Below are 14,046 nucleotides of genomic sequence, written 5' to 3'. Positions count from 1 at the left end.
CCCTTCATTCGGCCAACCCCGCGATGGCGGCATGCAACTCGGGCAGCACAAACAGCGTGCCTTCGTCGGGCGGACAGACGAAGTCGAACGCCTCCCCCGCCAGGGTGAAGGCGAGGCGCCAGGCGTGCAGATAGCCGCGATCGGCCGCCGTGCCGCCGTAGCGCTCATCCCCGAGGATCGGCGCCCCCACGCTCTTCAAGGCCACCCGGATCTGGTGGGTCTTGCCGGTCTGAGGCTTGATGCGATAAAGGCGCAACCCCCCGCGCACCGACACGGAGTCGAACCAGCTGATGGCGGGGTTGTCGAGTGTGCGGGTCAGCATCCAGCTGCCCCCCCGCCCCTTTTGCATGTCCCCCTTCACCCAGCCCTGCTTCTTCTTGGGCTTGCGATCGGAGAGGGCCAGATACTGCTTGCTCACCTCCCGCGCGGCAAAGGCCATGCTGAGGGCCCGGTTGGCCTCGGTGGTGCGGGCCAGCAGCACCAGCCCGGAGGTCATCTTGTCGAGCCGATGCACGGGATAGAGCAGCAGACCCGTGTCAGCCTTGACCCGGCTGACCAGGCCAGGATGGAGCAGACCGGACTCGTCGGTCTCGTCGTGCATGCCGAGCCCGGGTCCCTTGTTGATAACCATGAAATCTTTGTGCTGCGCTAGTATCCGGTACATCAATAACCCTTTAGAATGTTTTTAATTACAAGAAGATGACCCTGCGGGGTCGCACCCCATGAACACTCAGAACAAGACTCGCACGGATGAAGAGATGCTTGCTTTGGCTGCTGCTGATCGGTATCAGCCATGCTGTTCCCCTGCGGGCCAGCGAATCCCCCCTTGAAGCCCCGGAGCGGGTGGTGCTCCAGTTGCGCTGGCTGCACCAGCCCCAGTTCGTTGGCTATCACATGGCCAAGGCCAAGGGCTTCTATGCCAGTGCCGGGCTGGACGTCGAGATACGGCCCGGCGGCAAGGGCATCAGCCCGGTAGAAGAGGTGCTGAGCGGACGAGCCGACTTCGGGGTCGGCAACACCGAGGTGCTGACCAGCTATGCCAACGGCAAGCCGCTGCTGGCGCTCGCCAGCGTCTATCAGCACTCCCCGTCCATCTTTCTGGCCCGCCGTGACAGCGGCATTCTCACCGTTGACGACATGCGTGGCAAACGGATCATGATGTTTTCGGCCCATCAGGACGCCGAACTGCTGGCCACCCTCTTCTATCAGGGGCTGAGCGAGCGTCAGCTCATCCCGCTGCCCACCTCGGTCAACATCGAGGATCTCATCCAAGGGCGGGTCGACATCTTCAACGCCTACCTCAGCAACGAGCCCTTCTATCTGGAGGAGCGCGGCATTCCCGTCTCCGTCATCAATCCGCGCAACTACGGCATCGATTTCTACAGCGACATCCTGTTCACCACCCAGGCCCAGGAGCACGCCCATCCGGATCGGGTGGCCCGCTTTCGGGCCGCCAGCCTGGCCGGCTGGCGCTACGCCCTGGCCCACCCGCAGGAGGCCATCGCCCTGCTGCGCAAGGAGTATGGCGTCAACCGCAGTCAGGCCCACATGGAGTACGAGCTGCAGGTGAGCAAGGAGATGATCCAGCCGCTCTATGTGGAGGTCGGGTATATGAATCCGGACCGCATGGCGCATATCATGCAGCAGCTGGTGGAGATCGGGTTGGTGTCAAAGCCGGTCTCCTTGAGCGACTTTCTCTATCAGGCCCCCTCCGAGCAGTGGATCTTCTGGCGCCCCTGGTTCCTGCTGAGCCTGGCAGCCAGCGTGCTGATCCTGCTGCTGGCCCTCTATCTATTGATGTGCAACCAGCGGCTCAACCGCGAAATTGCCCTGCGCCGTCAGCGGGAAGAGGAGATCTGGCAGTTGGCCCGCCGCGACCCCCTCACCAACCTGCCCAACCGGCTGAGCCTGATGGAGCGGCTCGATGCTCAGGTCAAGGGGCCGGCGCCAGGCTGCCTGCTGTTTTGCGATCTCAACGACTTCAAGCAGGTCAACGACAACTTCGGCCACAGCCACGGCGACGCCCTCCTCTGCCAGCTGGCGGAGCGGATCAGCCGCAGCCTCGGGCCGCAGCACTTCTTCGCCAGGCTGGCCGGCGACGAGTTCGTGTTGCTGTTGCCGGGCCATGATCAGGCGCAGGCCGACGCCATCGCCGAGCAGATCAGGGCCACCATGCAACCGCCATTCGAGGTAGAAGGGATCCCGCTGTCGGTCGGCATCAGCGTTGGCATCAGCCAGTACCAGCCGGGCTGGCGCCCAGAGCAGTGGTTGATCCAGGCCGACCGCGCCATGTACCACGACAAGGGAAACCCGCTGGGCCAGGCCGCGATCTGATCGACACGCCTGACAGCACAAGGCCACCCGTGGGTGGCCTTGTTCTCTTGTTGATGGCAGGCGCCGGCTAACCGAAGGTCTGCCCCAGGGATTTGAGCTGTCTGGCCTTGGTCAGCAGGATCTCGCTCGACTCGTCCACGTCCTGCATCTTGTTGCTGTTGGCGTGGGAGTGCTGGGAGATGAGGTTGACGTTCTGGCTGATGTCCTCCACCACCGCCTGTTGCTGCTCCGCCGCCGCCGAGATCTGGGCCGAGAAGTCCATCACCAGCTCGATCTCCGCCAGCACCTGATGCAGGCTGTCCGACCCCATCCGGGTCATCTCCACGCAGGCCTGGGTCTGTTGCAGGTTGTTCTGCATCATTCCCTTCCAGCCGTTCAGGGTGCGCTGGATCTGGCCGATGCTGCCCTGGATCTGTTCGGTGGCCTTGTGAGTGCGGGTAGACAGGGTGCGCACCTCGTCCGCCACCACCGCAAAGCCGCGCCCCTGCTCGCCGGCCCGGGCCGCCTCGATGGCGGCATTGAGCGCCAGCAGGTTGGTCTGATCGGCGATGCCCTGGATCTCCCCCATCAACACCCCGATGCGATCCGACTCGCTGGCCAGCGCCACCGCCGAGGCAAAGGCGTGCTCCGCCTCCTTCGCCAGATCGGTGATCTTGTGCTCGGTCTCGATCAACTGCTGATCCGTGTGCTGGCAGTGGGCCTTGGCCTCGGCGATCTGGCTGTTGGTATCCTGGATGTTGCGGGCAATCTCCTGCGCCGTACTCGCCATCTCGGTGATGGCGGTCGCCATCTGCTGGGTCTGGGCATCCTGCTCGGCAATGTCCGAGCTCGCTTCGCTGGAGGCGCTCTTCAGATGCACCGCCAGATCCTGCAACGAGTGCGTGGCGTCATCCACCCGGCCAAGCACGGTGCGAATACGGGCCTGCAGCAGCTTGATATGAAAGTCGGCGATGGCGCTCGGCTCCTGCCCCGAGTAGATGAGACGGGTCAGGCTGTCATACTCGCCGGCCAGTTGCTGCAAGTAACGGGGGGTGGTGATGAGCTCGTGGCGGTAGAGCAGCCCCAGCAAGATCAGCGGCAGCGCCATGTAAAGAGCGGCCCATCCGCCCAGTTCTACTGTGCCGAACCAACCCAGTGCCAGCAGCCCGGCCACCGCCACCCCGTGGCGCAACCGCGCCAGCGAAATCCTGGGCCTGCCACCGCCCTGCTCAGCCGCCCGCAGCCGCGCATAGGTGCGGGCAGCGACCTGCTTCATTTGAGGATCGGCGCGGCAGCGCACCGACTGGTAGCCGCTGATCTTGCCCTGCTCGAAGATGGGGGTGACATAGGCATCCACCCAGTAGTAGCGACCATCCTGGCAGCGATTCTTCACCATGCCGCGCCATGGCTGGCCCTGCTTGAGCTTGCCCCACAGGTCGGCAAATGCCGCCTTGGGCATGTCGGGATGGCGCACCATGTTGTGGTGCTGCCCCACCAGCTCGGCCCGGCTGTAACCGGCGACCCGGCAGAAGTTGTCATTGGCGTAGGTGATCACGCCCCGCAGATCCGTGGTGGACACCAGCTGTTCATCGGCGGCGAAATCCACTTCCTGATCAACTAGATGAGCTCTTTGTTCGCGCATGCAGCCCCCTCTACTGTTTTATTGCTCAGTAGAGTGTTGGGAAGCAATCCACGCCTGTAAAGGCGAAATCAAAAAGAAACAGGCCGGCTGCGCACAATCCGGCCTGATAGGGAATGAACTTTGATTTACATCAAGTTTTTTGCCCGCGCGCACACTTACTGCAGGTTGAGATGGCTGGCGATGGCCTTGAACAGCACAGGGTAGTCATCCTCGAAATGGTGGGCACCTGGCAGGGTCACAGTCGTCACGTTGGGCTGCTGCAAGTGGGGGCAGAGCCGCACCGGCGAGTCGTCTGCCGCCCCCTGCAGGCAGAGCATCGGCAGGGAGTGAATGGCGTTGACCTCGGGCTGGGTGGGATAACTGCCCGCCTTGTCGCGGGTCACCATGTCGCTGACGAGGATCTCGAAGTCGGAGGCGGTCGAGGGGGAGAGCATCACGGCCCCGATCAGGCTCTTGCGGTAGGGTTCGGGCAGCCGGTTGATGACGAAGGGCACGATCTCCGCCCCGAAGGAGAAGCCCACCAGCAGCCAGCGCTGGCGCCCCCAGCGGGACTGGTAATCGTCCAGGATCCGCACCAGATCGGCGGTGACCTGCTCTGGATCCTTCTTCTTCCAGTAGTAGGTGAGCGAGCTCCAGCCCACCACCGGCATGCCGTGCTGCTGCAGCTGGGCGCTGAGCCCCTTGTCCAGCGCGGCCCAGCCGCCGTCACCGCTCAGAAACACCACCATGGGGGCACTCGAGGCTTGCGCCACCGGCAGCTCCACCAACCCGAGATCTTCTTTCACCGGCGCGGCCGAAAGCGAAAAGGCGCAGCACGCCAGCAGCAATAACAGGATCCTCATGAACGACTCCTACTTTTTGATGAGCCCGAACGGGCCTCGGCTGATCAGGGAGATCAGGTTGGTCAGCACCCGCGGCAACACCAGCTTGCTGGCGCAGAGCAGGTAGCGCGGCTCCCAGTCCGGCGAGAACTTCTCCTTGTAGCGTCTGAGCCCCTGGAAATTGTAGAAACGGCTGCCCCGGGTGAAGATGGTGTTGCCAAGCTTGGTCCAGTAACCGCTCAGGGGGTGATCGTTGAAGCCGGACATGGGGGCCATGCCGAGATTGAAGCTGGCGTAGCCCTCGCCCTTGCCCCACAGCAGCAGCTCGACGAACAGGAAATCCATGATGGGGGCCGTGCCCGTGTCCAGGCTGTAGCGCATCAGGTCGATGGAGAGGCTCGCCTTGTTGTCGCTGACCCAGAGGTTGGCAAAGCCGACGATCTGACCCTCGTGCCACACCAGGGCGGCCGGGCTCAGACTGAGATAGGTCGGCTCGAAACTGCCCACCGAGAAGCCCTTCTCCTTGCCCTGCTTGCTCTGCAGCCAGGTGTCCGACACCTCCTTGAGGCGGGGCAGCAGCGCAGGCACGCATTCCGGCGCCACCACCTCGAACGACAACCCCTCCCGCTTGCCCTTGGCATGGCTCTGGCGCAGGTTGCGCAGCCGGCTGCCGGCCAGCTCGAAGGCTGCCAGATCGACGATGGCCTCCTCCCCCAGCTTGAACGGGATCAGTCCCAGCTCCAGATAGAGCGGCAGGTAGCGGGCCGACACCTGGTAGAACACCGGGCTGGCATCGTGCTGGTCGCACAGCTCGCGAAACTGCCAGAGCAGCTCCTCGATAAGCTCAGACTGACCGATGGGATCTCCCATCACGATCCAGCCGTTGCCCTCGACGCCGTACATCAGAAACGCCTCGCCGCCGGGGTGAAACAGCAGCGACTTGTCGCCAAGCTGGGCCAGGTAACCGTGACCGCCCCCCTCGCGCAGCACCAGGGCATGGGCACGGGCCAGCTCGTCCGGCTCCGGCTTGCGCCCGGAGACCCGCAGCGGCGCCAGCAGCTGGGCTACCCCGACCACCGCCAGTACCGCCACCACGCTGCCCATGGCCCGCAGCCCGCGGGAGGCGGCGCCATGGGGCGAGAAGTGGAACCAGAGGGCGTGGTCATACTCCACCTGGCGGTAGGAGAAGAGCAGCAGCCAGAGCGCTCCCAGCAGCACGGCCCCCACCGAGATGAGCCAGCCCGGGGTGAACTGGGCGTGCAGCAGGGAGCCCTTGCGATAGAACAGTGAGCGACAGGGGGTGATGATGAGCAGGAACAGCCCGAGCAGCAGGGCCGACTCCCAGTCAAACCCCTTGAGCAGGGAGAAGATCATCCCCAGCCCCAGCAGCAGCTGGGTGATACGAAACGCGGCATCGTGGCGCCGGTAGAGGCTGCGGGCCAGCAGGATCAGCAGCACGCCGCTGACGCTGCCCAGCACATGGGAGAGCTCCAGCAGGTGCAGCGGCAATACCTGCAGGAACATCTCGATGCGCCCGCGCATGGTGGGGATCATCCCGGAGCAGAGCAGCAGGCTGCCCGCCGCGAACGCCCCCAGGCTGATGAGGGCCGGCAAAAACTCGCGCACCGCGCTCATGATGCCCTGCAGCCGGCTCCAGCGCGCCTTCTGCTGCAGCAGCTCCTGGCTGGTGAACAGCAGCAGGGCGCACAGGAAAGGCAGCACATAGTAGATGCAGCGATAGAGCAGCAGGGAGGCCAGGAGCTTGTCCACCGGCAGGTACTTGGCCAGCAGCAGGCTCATGCTCGCCTCGAACACCCCGATCCCGCCCGGCACATGGGCCAGCACCCCGAGGAAGCTGGCCAGCACGAAGGCACTGAGCAGCACCGGATAGGAGACGCTGTCCGCCGGCAGCAGCACATAGAGCACGGCGGCGGCGGCCATCCAGTCCAGCAGCGCCACCAGCAGTTGCAGCAACCGGGTTCTGAATACCGGCAGCACCAGCTCGTGGCCGCGCCAGACCAGCACGGGCTTTGGCCAGCACAGGTAGCCAAGCACCGCCAAGAGTGCCAGCCCCCCCGCCAGGTTGAGCAGCTGATCGGCCCACAGCGGCCAGTCCGGCAACAGGGTGGTGGCCTGCCCCACCAGCAGGGCGGAGCCCCCCCAGGCCAGCAGGCCGAGGAAGAAGGTCACCGAGCAGAAGAGGATGATCCTGGCCACTTCCCCGGTGTTGAGCCCGAGGGCCGAGTAGATGCGATAGCGCACCGACGAGCCGGTCAGCAGGGCGAAACCCAGGGTATTGGAGAAGGTGTAGGCGATAAACGAGGTGACCCCCACCTGCTGCCAGGGCAGCCGCTTGCCGAGGGCGTGCACCGCCAGCATGTCGTAGCAGCAGAGGCAGCCATAGCTGAGCAGGGTCAGCAACAGGGCACCGCCCAGCAGCGGCAGCGGCAAAGACCAGATGGCCAGCCGGATGTCGTGCCAGTGCCAGAGGTGGGTCAAACGATAGAGGACGACCAGCGCCGCCCCCAACAACAACAAGCTACATAACGGGCCTAACCAGATAAACAGATGACGCCGCATTGCCAATCCCTACCGACGCGGCTCATGGCTGCCTGCGTCATGTTGCTGAACATTGCACCGAGGCGGGCAGTGCCCCTGGCACGTACTCGCCCCTTGCTCTTTGATTGCTGTGTGATGCGCCATGACGGACGAGCCGGGAAGGTGAGCGTGACGGCCTGTTCCTCCGGCAAACCAGCGCGCCCCAGCATGGCATCCCACTTTATATCGACTCTTTTGCAAAAGACGAGTCTCGCCGTGAAAATAAATTACTCAGCCCTGGCCGGATTAATTCCCCGGCGACGCAGACCCACATCCCGCCATCGCTCTGAACAATTAATAATCAGAAATATCATACACCAGATAAAGGGATCCGCCCGCCCCATCTGGTCGGTGCGACAAGTCGCTCAAAGAATCATCATAGTGGCGCGCCAAAATAAAAAGGGGAGCCTGGCTCCCCTTTATCTCGCTATGGCGTTATTGCACGCTGCGACACTGGCTGAAGATATCCAGCGGCTGTTCATATACGGCCGTATTCACATCCCAGATCCCCAACATGGAGGAAAACAGGTTGTCGTGAGAATAACGGGTATTGGCCGCCTTCTGCTGCAAACAGTCGAGGTTCATCCCCTTCTCTTTGGCAAAACCCGATGACATCCACACCTGCATGGGGACCCGGGTCTGATCATCCGGCGCAAATTTATAAGGGGTGCCGTGCAGATAAAGTCCCAATGCCCCCAGTGACTCACCGTGGTCGGAAATATAGACCAGCGCCGTATTGTATTTGTCCTCGTACTTTTTCAAGCGCTCGATCATGCTGGCAATCACATAATCGGTGTAGCGAATGGTGTTGTCATAGGTATTCTCCAGCTCCTGATCGGTGCAGTTCTCGATGTCGCTGCGCTGGCAATCCGGCAGAAAGTGGCGGTGCGAGCCCGGATAACGCTTGTAATAGGTCGGCCCATGGCTGCCGATGAGGTGGAAGCCCACCAGCTTGTCCCCCTTCATGCCCGCCAGTTCGTCATCCAGCCCCTCCAGCACCACCTCGTCATAACAGGTGTTCTTGTCGCAGAACTTGGGGTGATCCTTGGGGTTGACCACCATGTTGGGCACCCGATCGCACACCCCCTTGCAGCCGCCGTCGTTCTCCTTCCAGAAGATGGAGACGCCGCTCTTTTGCAGCACGTCCAGCAGCCCTTCGCTGTTGCGGGCCTGGTTGCCGTCGAACTGGTTGCGCCCCATGTTGGAGAACATGCAGGGCACCGAGACCGCGGTCGCCGTGCCGCAGGAGCGCACGTCGTTGAAGGAGATGATCCCCGCCTGCTTGCTGGTGAAGGGGTTGGTCTCCTTGTGATAGCCGTTCATGGAGAAGTTCTTGCCGCGCGCCGTCTCCCCCACCACCAGGAACATCATGGTCGGCTTGTCCGCACCGGCCACCCGCCTGGCGTCGTCGCCCAGGCGCTGGAACGGCACCGGCTCTGTCAGATAGCGTTTCTGCAGATACCTGGCGGTACTGTACATGTAGTTGGCCGGCACTATCTCCCGGTTCAGGGTCTGGTTGTTGCGCCCGACCGAGGCGTAGTCCTGGTAGTAGGCCGCGGCGATGAGCCCCAGCACCACGAGGGAGGCCAGCATGGAGAGCCCGCGCTGCAGCAGCCCCTGATACCATCTGGCCGGATACTCTATCTTGACGAAGAACAGCAGCACCGCCGGCAGTACCCCGGCCAGCAATACCCAGATCACGATGGGCACGCTCAGATAGGAGTGCGCCTCACTCTGGTTGGTCTCAAAGATGTTCTGGATCATGTCGCCATCAAACAACACCTTATATTTCATCATGGTGTAGCTGGCAATGGCACCCGTGATAAACAGAAAGGCAAAGAAAGGCTTGATGAAATAACGCACAGAAAATGGTATGAAGACAAAGTTCAATGCCGCAACCAGCACGATGGGAATAGAGATGGCAAACCCGATTTTAAAATGTTCAAGCTGCGTCAATATTTCATAAAAATGCAGCAATACTGGCCAGTTCAGCAAGAAGGCAAAGATGAATGCCAGCAAAAAAACAAATGGAACAATTCTTATTCTAAGAAAAGAAGGCATGTATATCTCCCTGTTACACTTCTTTATTACACCTTGAAATACCCGCTCCGGAGTCGACACGCCGATATTTGGCGCCGGATAGTAACAGTGTGTTGAAAACGCCAAATGCGATATTTTCAGACATTCTCAATAATGTGATAAATATCAACAATCACAGCAAACCGACAGCCTAACCGGCAAAACTTAAGGAAGAATTAAGCAATCCGTGTTATGTGGTCGCTCAAAAAACCGGCGCGCTGTCATATTGAATGACAACGCCCTCCCATCGGCACGTCGTTACCACCATTTTTCAGGTCCCTCTCCCACGCTTAAGTTTTGCTTAAGAGTGCTCGGCGACGCTGTCTCCTGACGAGTCCTCGTCATACGACAGATACGAGAGAGGGTTAACATGCACGACAACAGCAAGGCAGCGATCAGCAAGGTGCCAGAGATCACCCTGGCGTTCTGGGTCATCAAGATCCTGGCGACCACCCTGGGGGAGACAGGGGGGGACGCCGTTTCCATGTCGATGGAGCTCGGTTATCTGGTGAGCACAGGCATCTTTGCCGTGATCTTCTTCGTCTCGGTCAGCGCGCAGATCGCAACGACCTCCTACAACCCCTTCCTTTACTGGACCACCATCATCGCCACCATCACGGTCGGCACCACCCTGGCGGATTTTGCCGATCGCTCGCTCGGGCTGGGCTATGCCGGCGGCTCCACCCTGCTGCTGGCCTTGCTGATGGGCTCCTTCCTGCTCTGGTATCGGCTGCAGGGCAGCATCTCCACCGGCAGCATCACCACGCCGCGCACCGAGCTGTTCTACTGGGTGACCATCATGTTCTCCCAGACCCTGGGCACCGCATTGGGGGACTGGACCGCAGACGAGGCCGGCTTTGGCTATGCGGGCAGCACCCTGCTGTTTGGCGGCATGCTGGCCGCCATCGTTGCCGCCTACTACCTGACCCGGGTATCGCGCACCCTGTTGTTCTGGGCCGCCTTCATCCTGACCAGGCCCCTTGGCGCCGTGGTGGGGGATTTTCTGGACAAGCCGCTCAGCAAGGGCGGGCTTGAACTGAGCCGTTACTCCGCCTCCTTTGCCCTGCTGGCCGCCATCGCCACCCTGGTGCTCATCTCGACCCTGCGCAACCGGCAACCGGTTCGGGCCGAGCTCGACATCGAGCAATGATGCCGTGACTGCAGGCAACCGTCTGCGGTCACGCTAGCAGACATGATCAGCCAGCCCGGCAGCCTTGTGGCGGCCGGGCTGGCTATGCTCTGGGTGAATCGATGCAAGGCAGGAGAACCCCATGACCACGACAAGCCGCCCCCCCGCTCCCCAACCCGCCGGCCGGATCCCGGGTGGCGTCTGGGTGCTGGGGTTTGTCAGCCTGCTGATGGATATCTCTTCTGAAATGATCCACAGCCTGCTCCCCCTCTTCATGGTGACCGTGCTTGGCAGCAGCGCCCTCACCATCGGGCTCATCGAAGGGATGGCAGAGGCGACGGCCCTGATGGTCAAGGTCTTCTCCGGCACCCTGAGCGACTATCTGGGACGCCGCAAGGGGTTGGCCCTGCTGGGCTACGGGTTGGGAGCGCTGACCAAGCCGCTGTTTGCCATCGCCACCGGCAGCGGACTGATCCTGACCGCCCGCCTGCTGGACAGAGTTGGCAAGGGCATCCGTGGCGCCCCCCGCGATGCGTTGGTGGCCGACCTCACCCCCCCTGAGCTGCGCGGCGCCGCCTTTGGCCTGCGCCAATCCCTCGACACGGTCGGCGCCCTGCTGGGACCGCTGCTGGCGGTGGGGCTGATGCTGCTCTGGCACGATGACTTTCGCGCCATCTTCTGGCTGGCGGTGGTGCCTGGGCTGGCCTCGGTCACCCTGCTCGCCATCGGCCTGCGTGAACCCAAAGCGGCTGGCCACCACGCCCGCAGCAACCCCTTGCGGCGCGACAACCTGCGCCGGCTGGGTAAACCCTATCGCTGGGTGGTGCTCATCGGCGCCCTGTTTACCCTGGCCCGTTTCAGCGAAGCCTTTCTGGTGCTACGCGCCCAGCAAAGCGGCATGGCGCTCGCCCTGGTACCGCTGGTCATGGTGGCGATGAATCTGGTCTATGCCCTCAGCGCCTATCCGTTCGGGCGCCTCTCGGATCAAATGAGTCACCGTACCCTGCTGGTCTGGGGGTTGCTGGTGCTGGTGGCCGCCGATCTGGTGCTGGCGGCCAGCCCCCACTGGGTGTCATTGCTGTTGGGGGTGATGTTGTGGGGCATTCATCTGGGGATGACCCAGGGTCTGCTGGCCGCCATGGTGGCCGCCAGCGCGCCCGCGGAACTGCGCGGCAGTGCGTTCGGCTTCTTCAATCTGGTCTGCGGCCTCGCCATGTTGCTGGCCAGCCTGCTGGCCGGGCTGCTGTGGGACACTCTTGGCGCCTCTTGCACCTTCTACGCCGGCGCCGCCTGCTGCCTGCTCACCCTGCTGGTGCTCGGCAGATACCCGCAGCCCACCCCCGGCAGCCAGCCATGAGCAGCGCATCCGGCTTGCTGCAGACAGCAAAAAGCCCCGGCAACCAAGTTGTCGGGGCTTTTCTCAATACCCAAGAGCCAGCCATCCACTGACGGAGCGGACTGCGATGTCGTGATGCTATATATGTGTGCTATGGGCGTGCTTCACCCCGTTCCAGGGTCAGAGAAATGGCCCGAGACAAAGCATCCAACTGGCCATCCAGACTGGCATCGATAATTCCCACTTCGGTTTCCAAAATACAGCCGCCCTGATCCAGACGGGCATCGGCAGAGATCTCCAGATAACCGATTTCGGGGAAATCCTTGTGTACCTTGGCGATCTGCTCACGCACCGCCGCAACCTGTTCAGGGTTTACCCGAACCGTTACCTGTTTCTGGTTGCTCACCAACGAGAGTGCTTCGCGCACTACCTTGAGGGTCAACGCAATTTGGTCATAGTCATGCAGGATCTTGCGCACGGCCTGCAACACGACCTCGCTCATTTGCTGCTCCACAGTGCGATAGTACCCCTGACACTGCAACTGGGTCTGATGGATCAACACGGCTTGCTCACGACGAGCCTGCTCCATGCCGGCTTGCCAGCCAAGTTCGCGCTGCTGCTCATATACGCTGTGCGCCTCCTGCACTATCTCGGCAGCCTGTGCTCTGGCCGCATCAACCAGGGCCTGTGCACTCAAATAGGACTGATAATCCTGACTACGCAAGATACGCTGGCCTGGGGCCAGCTGCAGGTGTTCACTCTTTATTTCAACAAATGGCAGCATTGCGGCGTTACCTGTTTGGCTATTTTGAGACAAAGCGCCCGGGCAAGTGGCACCTGCTCAGTTGCCATATGCCATGTTGGTGCGGGAATCATTGGAGGCAACCGCAACACCAGCCGCTGATACCAGCCGGGCGCCGTCTCTCCCGCTGCTGCCAGCCAGAATTGCAAACCGGTGGCCTCCAGACAGACATCATTCAGCTGTTGTGGCAAGGCTCGTTGCCAACCGGTAGGCCAGGGACCGATCAACAAGTCAAGCTGGGACAACAGGGTTCGGTACCCATCTTCCCCCAACAAATTGATGATATGGCGCAAGGAGGAAGCCAGCAGGCAATGACGAATGGATTCACCGTGCAAGACGGCACCGAGGTATGTCAGCAGGCGGATGAGTTCACTCCGAGGAAAGAGAGCCAATCCACCCAGAGGGGAAGGCAGCTCATAGACAGTATCCAATGCCAGTTCATCCAGCAACGCCTCGTTTACGGCAGGCAGAGTGCGCCACTCCGGCATTGTTTCCTGCACCCAGCGCCAAGACTCGGGAAAATGCCCCTCATCAAGATAGGCTGCCGGGCAAAATCGCAATTGGTAGGGCGTCAGACCAACCGTCATCAACGACTCCGGCTTCGATGCCACATATATTGGGCCAGGTTGGTGGTCACCACCAGCATCAACAAGAGGGTAATCAACCCCGTCAACCGCCACTTCGATGACTCGCTCACCTCGATGGAGAAAATGCTGGTATTGCGCGATACCAGAGGCATTTGGCGAATATCTGCAGAAGGCACCAGCACAACGCTGATCCTGTCATAAGCCAGCCCTTCGATACTGTTATTGACCAGTTGTTTTATCTGCGGAATATAGGTATCCAGCTGGATGTCTGCCGCATGCTTGATAAAAACGGAAGCAGATGCGGGGGAAGGTTTCTTGCTGATCCCTTCATTCCCCTCGGGCAGAACCACATGCACCCTGGCTACCAGTACACCGTCTATTTCGGACAAGGTATGAGAAATCTCCTGGGCCTTTGCGTAGTTCAGGCGTGCCCGCTCCTCAGTCGGGGATGAAATGAGTCCATCTTTGGGAAAGACATCCTGCAAGGTGGAAAAGCTCTCGCGCGGATAGCCTTTACGCTTGAGTGCCTCTATGGCCTGCGCTACATCAGACTCCTCCACCAGCAATTTGACATGGCCATCCTTGTCCGGCTGCTTGTCCGAGGAGATCCCCTCGGTACGCAGCAACGCCAGCATCTCGTTACCTTCTTTCTGACTGACCCCGGTATAGAGTTCCACCTTGCAGCCACCGAGCAGCAGTGAGGTGAACACCACCCCCATCAGCATTGATCTCTTCACAC

Annotated in this window: 11 protein-coding genes; 3 read left to right on the top strand and 8 right to left on the bottom strand. The window is 61.4% G+C overall.

Annotated features, from left to right (window positions below; translation table 11 throughout):
* Positions 1-4: 4 nt before the first annotated feature.
* A complete protein-coding gene (locus ACB033_RS15110) occupies positions 5-664 on the bottom strand; it encodes a TIGR01621 family pseudouridine synthase (RefSeq protein WP_139725163.1) in 660 nt (219 codons plus the stop codon).
* Between the two features lie 86 nt (positions 665-750).
* On the opposite strand from ACB033_RS15110, the gene ACB033_RS15105 reads away from it, so the two are divergent.
* Positions 751-2,334 (top strand): GGDEF domain-containing protein, encoded by a 1,584-nt coding sequence (locus tag ACB033_RS15105; protein ID WP_139725162.1) that lies wholly within the window; start codon positions 751-753, stop codon positions 2,332-2,334.
* A 67-nt stretch (positions 2,335-2,401) separates the two neighbouring features.
* Here ACB033_RS15105 and ACB033_RS15100 read toward each other — a convergent pair whose 3' ends face one another.
* From ACB033_RS15100 to ACB033_RS15085, 4 genes are all read right to left on the bottom strand, one after another.
* Positions 2,402-3,955 carry a PAS domain-containing methyl-accepting chemotaxis protein gene (locus tag ACB033_RS15100; RefSeq protein WP_025201504.1) on the bottom strand — a complete coding sequence of 518 codons (1,554 nt, stop codon included), beginning with the start codon at positions 3,953-3,955 and terminating at the stop codon, positions 2,402-2,404.
* A 155-nt stretch (positions 3,956-4,110) separates the two neighbouring features.
* Positions 4,111-4,797 carry an AcvB/VirJ family lysyl-phosphatidylglycerol hydrolase gene (locus ACB033_RS15095; RefSeq protein ID WP_139725161.1) on the bottom strand — a complete coding sequence of 229 codons (687 nt, stop codon included), beginning with the start codon at positions 4,795-4,797 and terminating at the stop codon, positions 4,111-4,113.
* 9 nt (positions 4,798-4,806) lie between these two features.
* Positions 4,807-7,356 (bottom strand): bifunctional lysylphosphatidylglycerol flippase/synthetase MprF, encoded by a 2,550-nt coding sequence (gene mprF, locus ACB033_RS15090; RefSeq protein ID WP_139725160.1) that lies wholly within the window; start codon positions 7,354-7,356, stop codon positions 4,807-4,809.
* A 453-nt stretch (positions 7,357-7,809) separates the two neighbouring features.
* Positions 7,810-9,435: an MCR-3-related phosphoethanolamine--lipid A transferase gene (locus ACB033_RS15085; protein ID WP_026459105.1), complete on the bottom strand. Its 1,626-nt coding sequence runs from the start codon at positions 9,433-9,435 to the stop codon at positions 7,810-7,812.
* 388 nt (positions 9,436-9,823) lie between these two features.
* Here ACB033_RS15085 and ACB033_RS15080 point away from each other — a divergent pair, with 388 nt between their 5' ends.
* Both ACB033_RS15080 and ACB033_RS15075 read left to right on the top strand, forming a co-directional pair.
* Positions 9,824-10,603, top strand: coding sequence for a hypothetical protein (locus ACB033_RS15080; RefSeq protein ID WP_139725159.1), 780 nt, complete (start codon positions 9,824-9,826; stop codon positions 10,601-10,603).
* Between the two features lie 121 nt (positions 10,604-10,724).
* Positions 10,725-11,939, top strand: a complete 1,215-nt coding sequence (locus ACB033_RS15075; RefSeq protein ID WP_371140587.1) for an MFS transporter — start codon at positions 10,725-10,727, stop codon at positions 11,937-11,939.
* A gap of 130 nt (positions 11,940-12,069) precedes the next feature.
* Here ACB033_RS15075 and ACB033_RS15070 read toward each other — a convergent pair whose 3' ends face one another.
* From ACB033_RS15070 to sctJ, 3 genes are read right to left on the bottom strand one after another with little or no spacing between them, the layout of a single operon-like run.
* Entirely contained in the window at positions 12,070-12,702 is a 633-nt protein-coding gene (locus ACB033_RS15070) for an HrpE/YscL family type III secretion apparatus protein (RefSeq protein ID WP_371140586.1), read from the bottom strand.
* The gene (locus tag ACB033_RS15065; RefSeq protein ID WP_371140585.1) at positions 12,681-13,307 is read right to left on the bottom strand and encodes a Yop proteins translocation protein K; all 627 of its coding nucleotides are present in this window, start codon (positions 13,305-13,307) and stop codon (positions 12,681-12,683) included. Before ACB033_RS15065 ends, ACB033_RS15070 begins: the two co-directional genes overlap by 22 nt.
* On the bottom strand, positions 13,307-14,044 hold the full coding sequence (gene sctJ / locus ACB033_RS15060; protein WP_371140584.1) for a type III secretion system inner membrane ring lipoprotein SctJ: 738 nt from the start codon (positions 14,042-14,044) through the stop codon (positions 13,307-13,309). The genes ACB033_RS15065 and sctJ overlap by 1 nt, the downstream gene beginning before the upstream one ends.
* Positions 14,045-14,046: the final 2 nt, after the last annotated feature.

This window comes from Aeromonas sp. S15(2024) (genome assembly GCF_041402265.1).
In the GTDB taxonomy this organism is placed as follows: Bacteria; Pseudomonadota; Gammaproteobacteria; order Enterobacterales; family Aeromonadaceae; genus Aeromonas; species Aeromonas dhakensis.
This window is presented reverse-complemented; position numbering and strand designations above follow the sequence as displayed.

Bases quoted from the DNA above. Each gene is read 5' to 3' on its own strand.
- ACB033_RS15065 (WP_371140585.1), bottom strand. From the start codon at position 13,307: ATGACGGTTGGTCTGACGCCCTACCAATTGCGATTTTGCCCGGCAGCC.
- ACB033_RS15110 (WP_139725163.1), bottom strand. From the start codon at position 664: ATGTACCGGATACTAGCGCAGCACAAAGATTTCATGGTTATCAACAAG.
- ACB033_RS15080 (WP_139725159.1), top strand. From the start codon at position 9,824: ATGCACGACAACAGCAAGGCAGCGATCAGCAAGGTGCCAGAGATCACC.
- ACB033_RS15100 (WP_025201504.1), bottom strand. From the start codon at position 3,955: ATGCGCGAACAAAGAGCTCATCTAGTTGATCAGGAAGTGGATTTCGCC.
- mprF (WP_139725160.1), bottom strand. From the start codon at position 7,356: ATGCGGCGTCATCTGTTTATCTGGTTAGGCCCGTTATGTAGCTTGTTG.
- ACB033_RS15075 (WP_371140587.1), top strand. From the start codon at position 10,725: ATGACCACGACAAGCCGCCCCCCCGCTCCCCAACCCGCCGGCCGGATC.
- ACB033_RS15085 (WP_026459105.1), bottom strand. From the start codon at position 9,435: ATGCCTTCTTTTCTTAGAATAAGAATTGTTCCATTTGTTTTTTTGCTG.
- ACB033_RS15105 (WP_139725162.1), top strand. From the start codon at position 751: ATGAAGAGATGCTTGCTTTGGCTGCTGCTGATCGGTATCAGCCATGCT.
- ACB033_RS15095 (WP_139725161.1), bottom strand. From the start codon at position 4,797: ATGAGGATCCTGTTATTGCTGCTGGCGTGCTGCGCCTTTTCGCTTTCG.
- ACB033_RS15070 (WP_371140586.1), bottom strand. From the start codon at position 12,702: ATGCTGCCATTTGTTGAAATAAAGAGTGAACACCTGCAGCTGGCCCCA.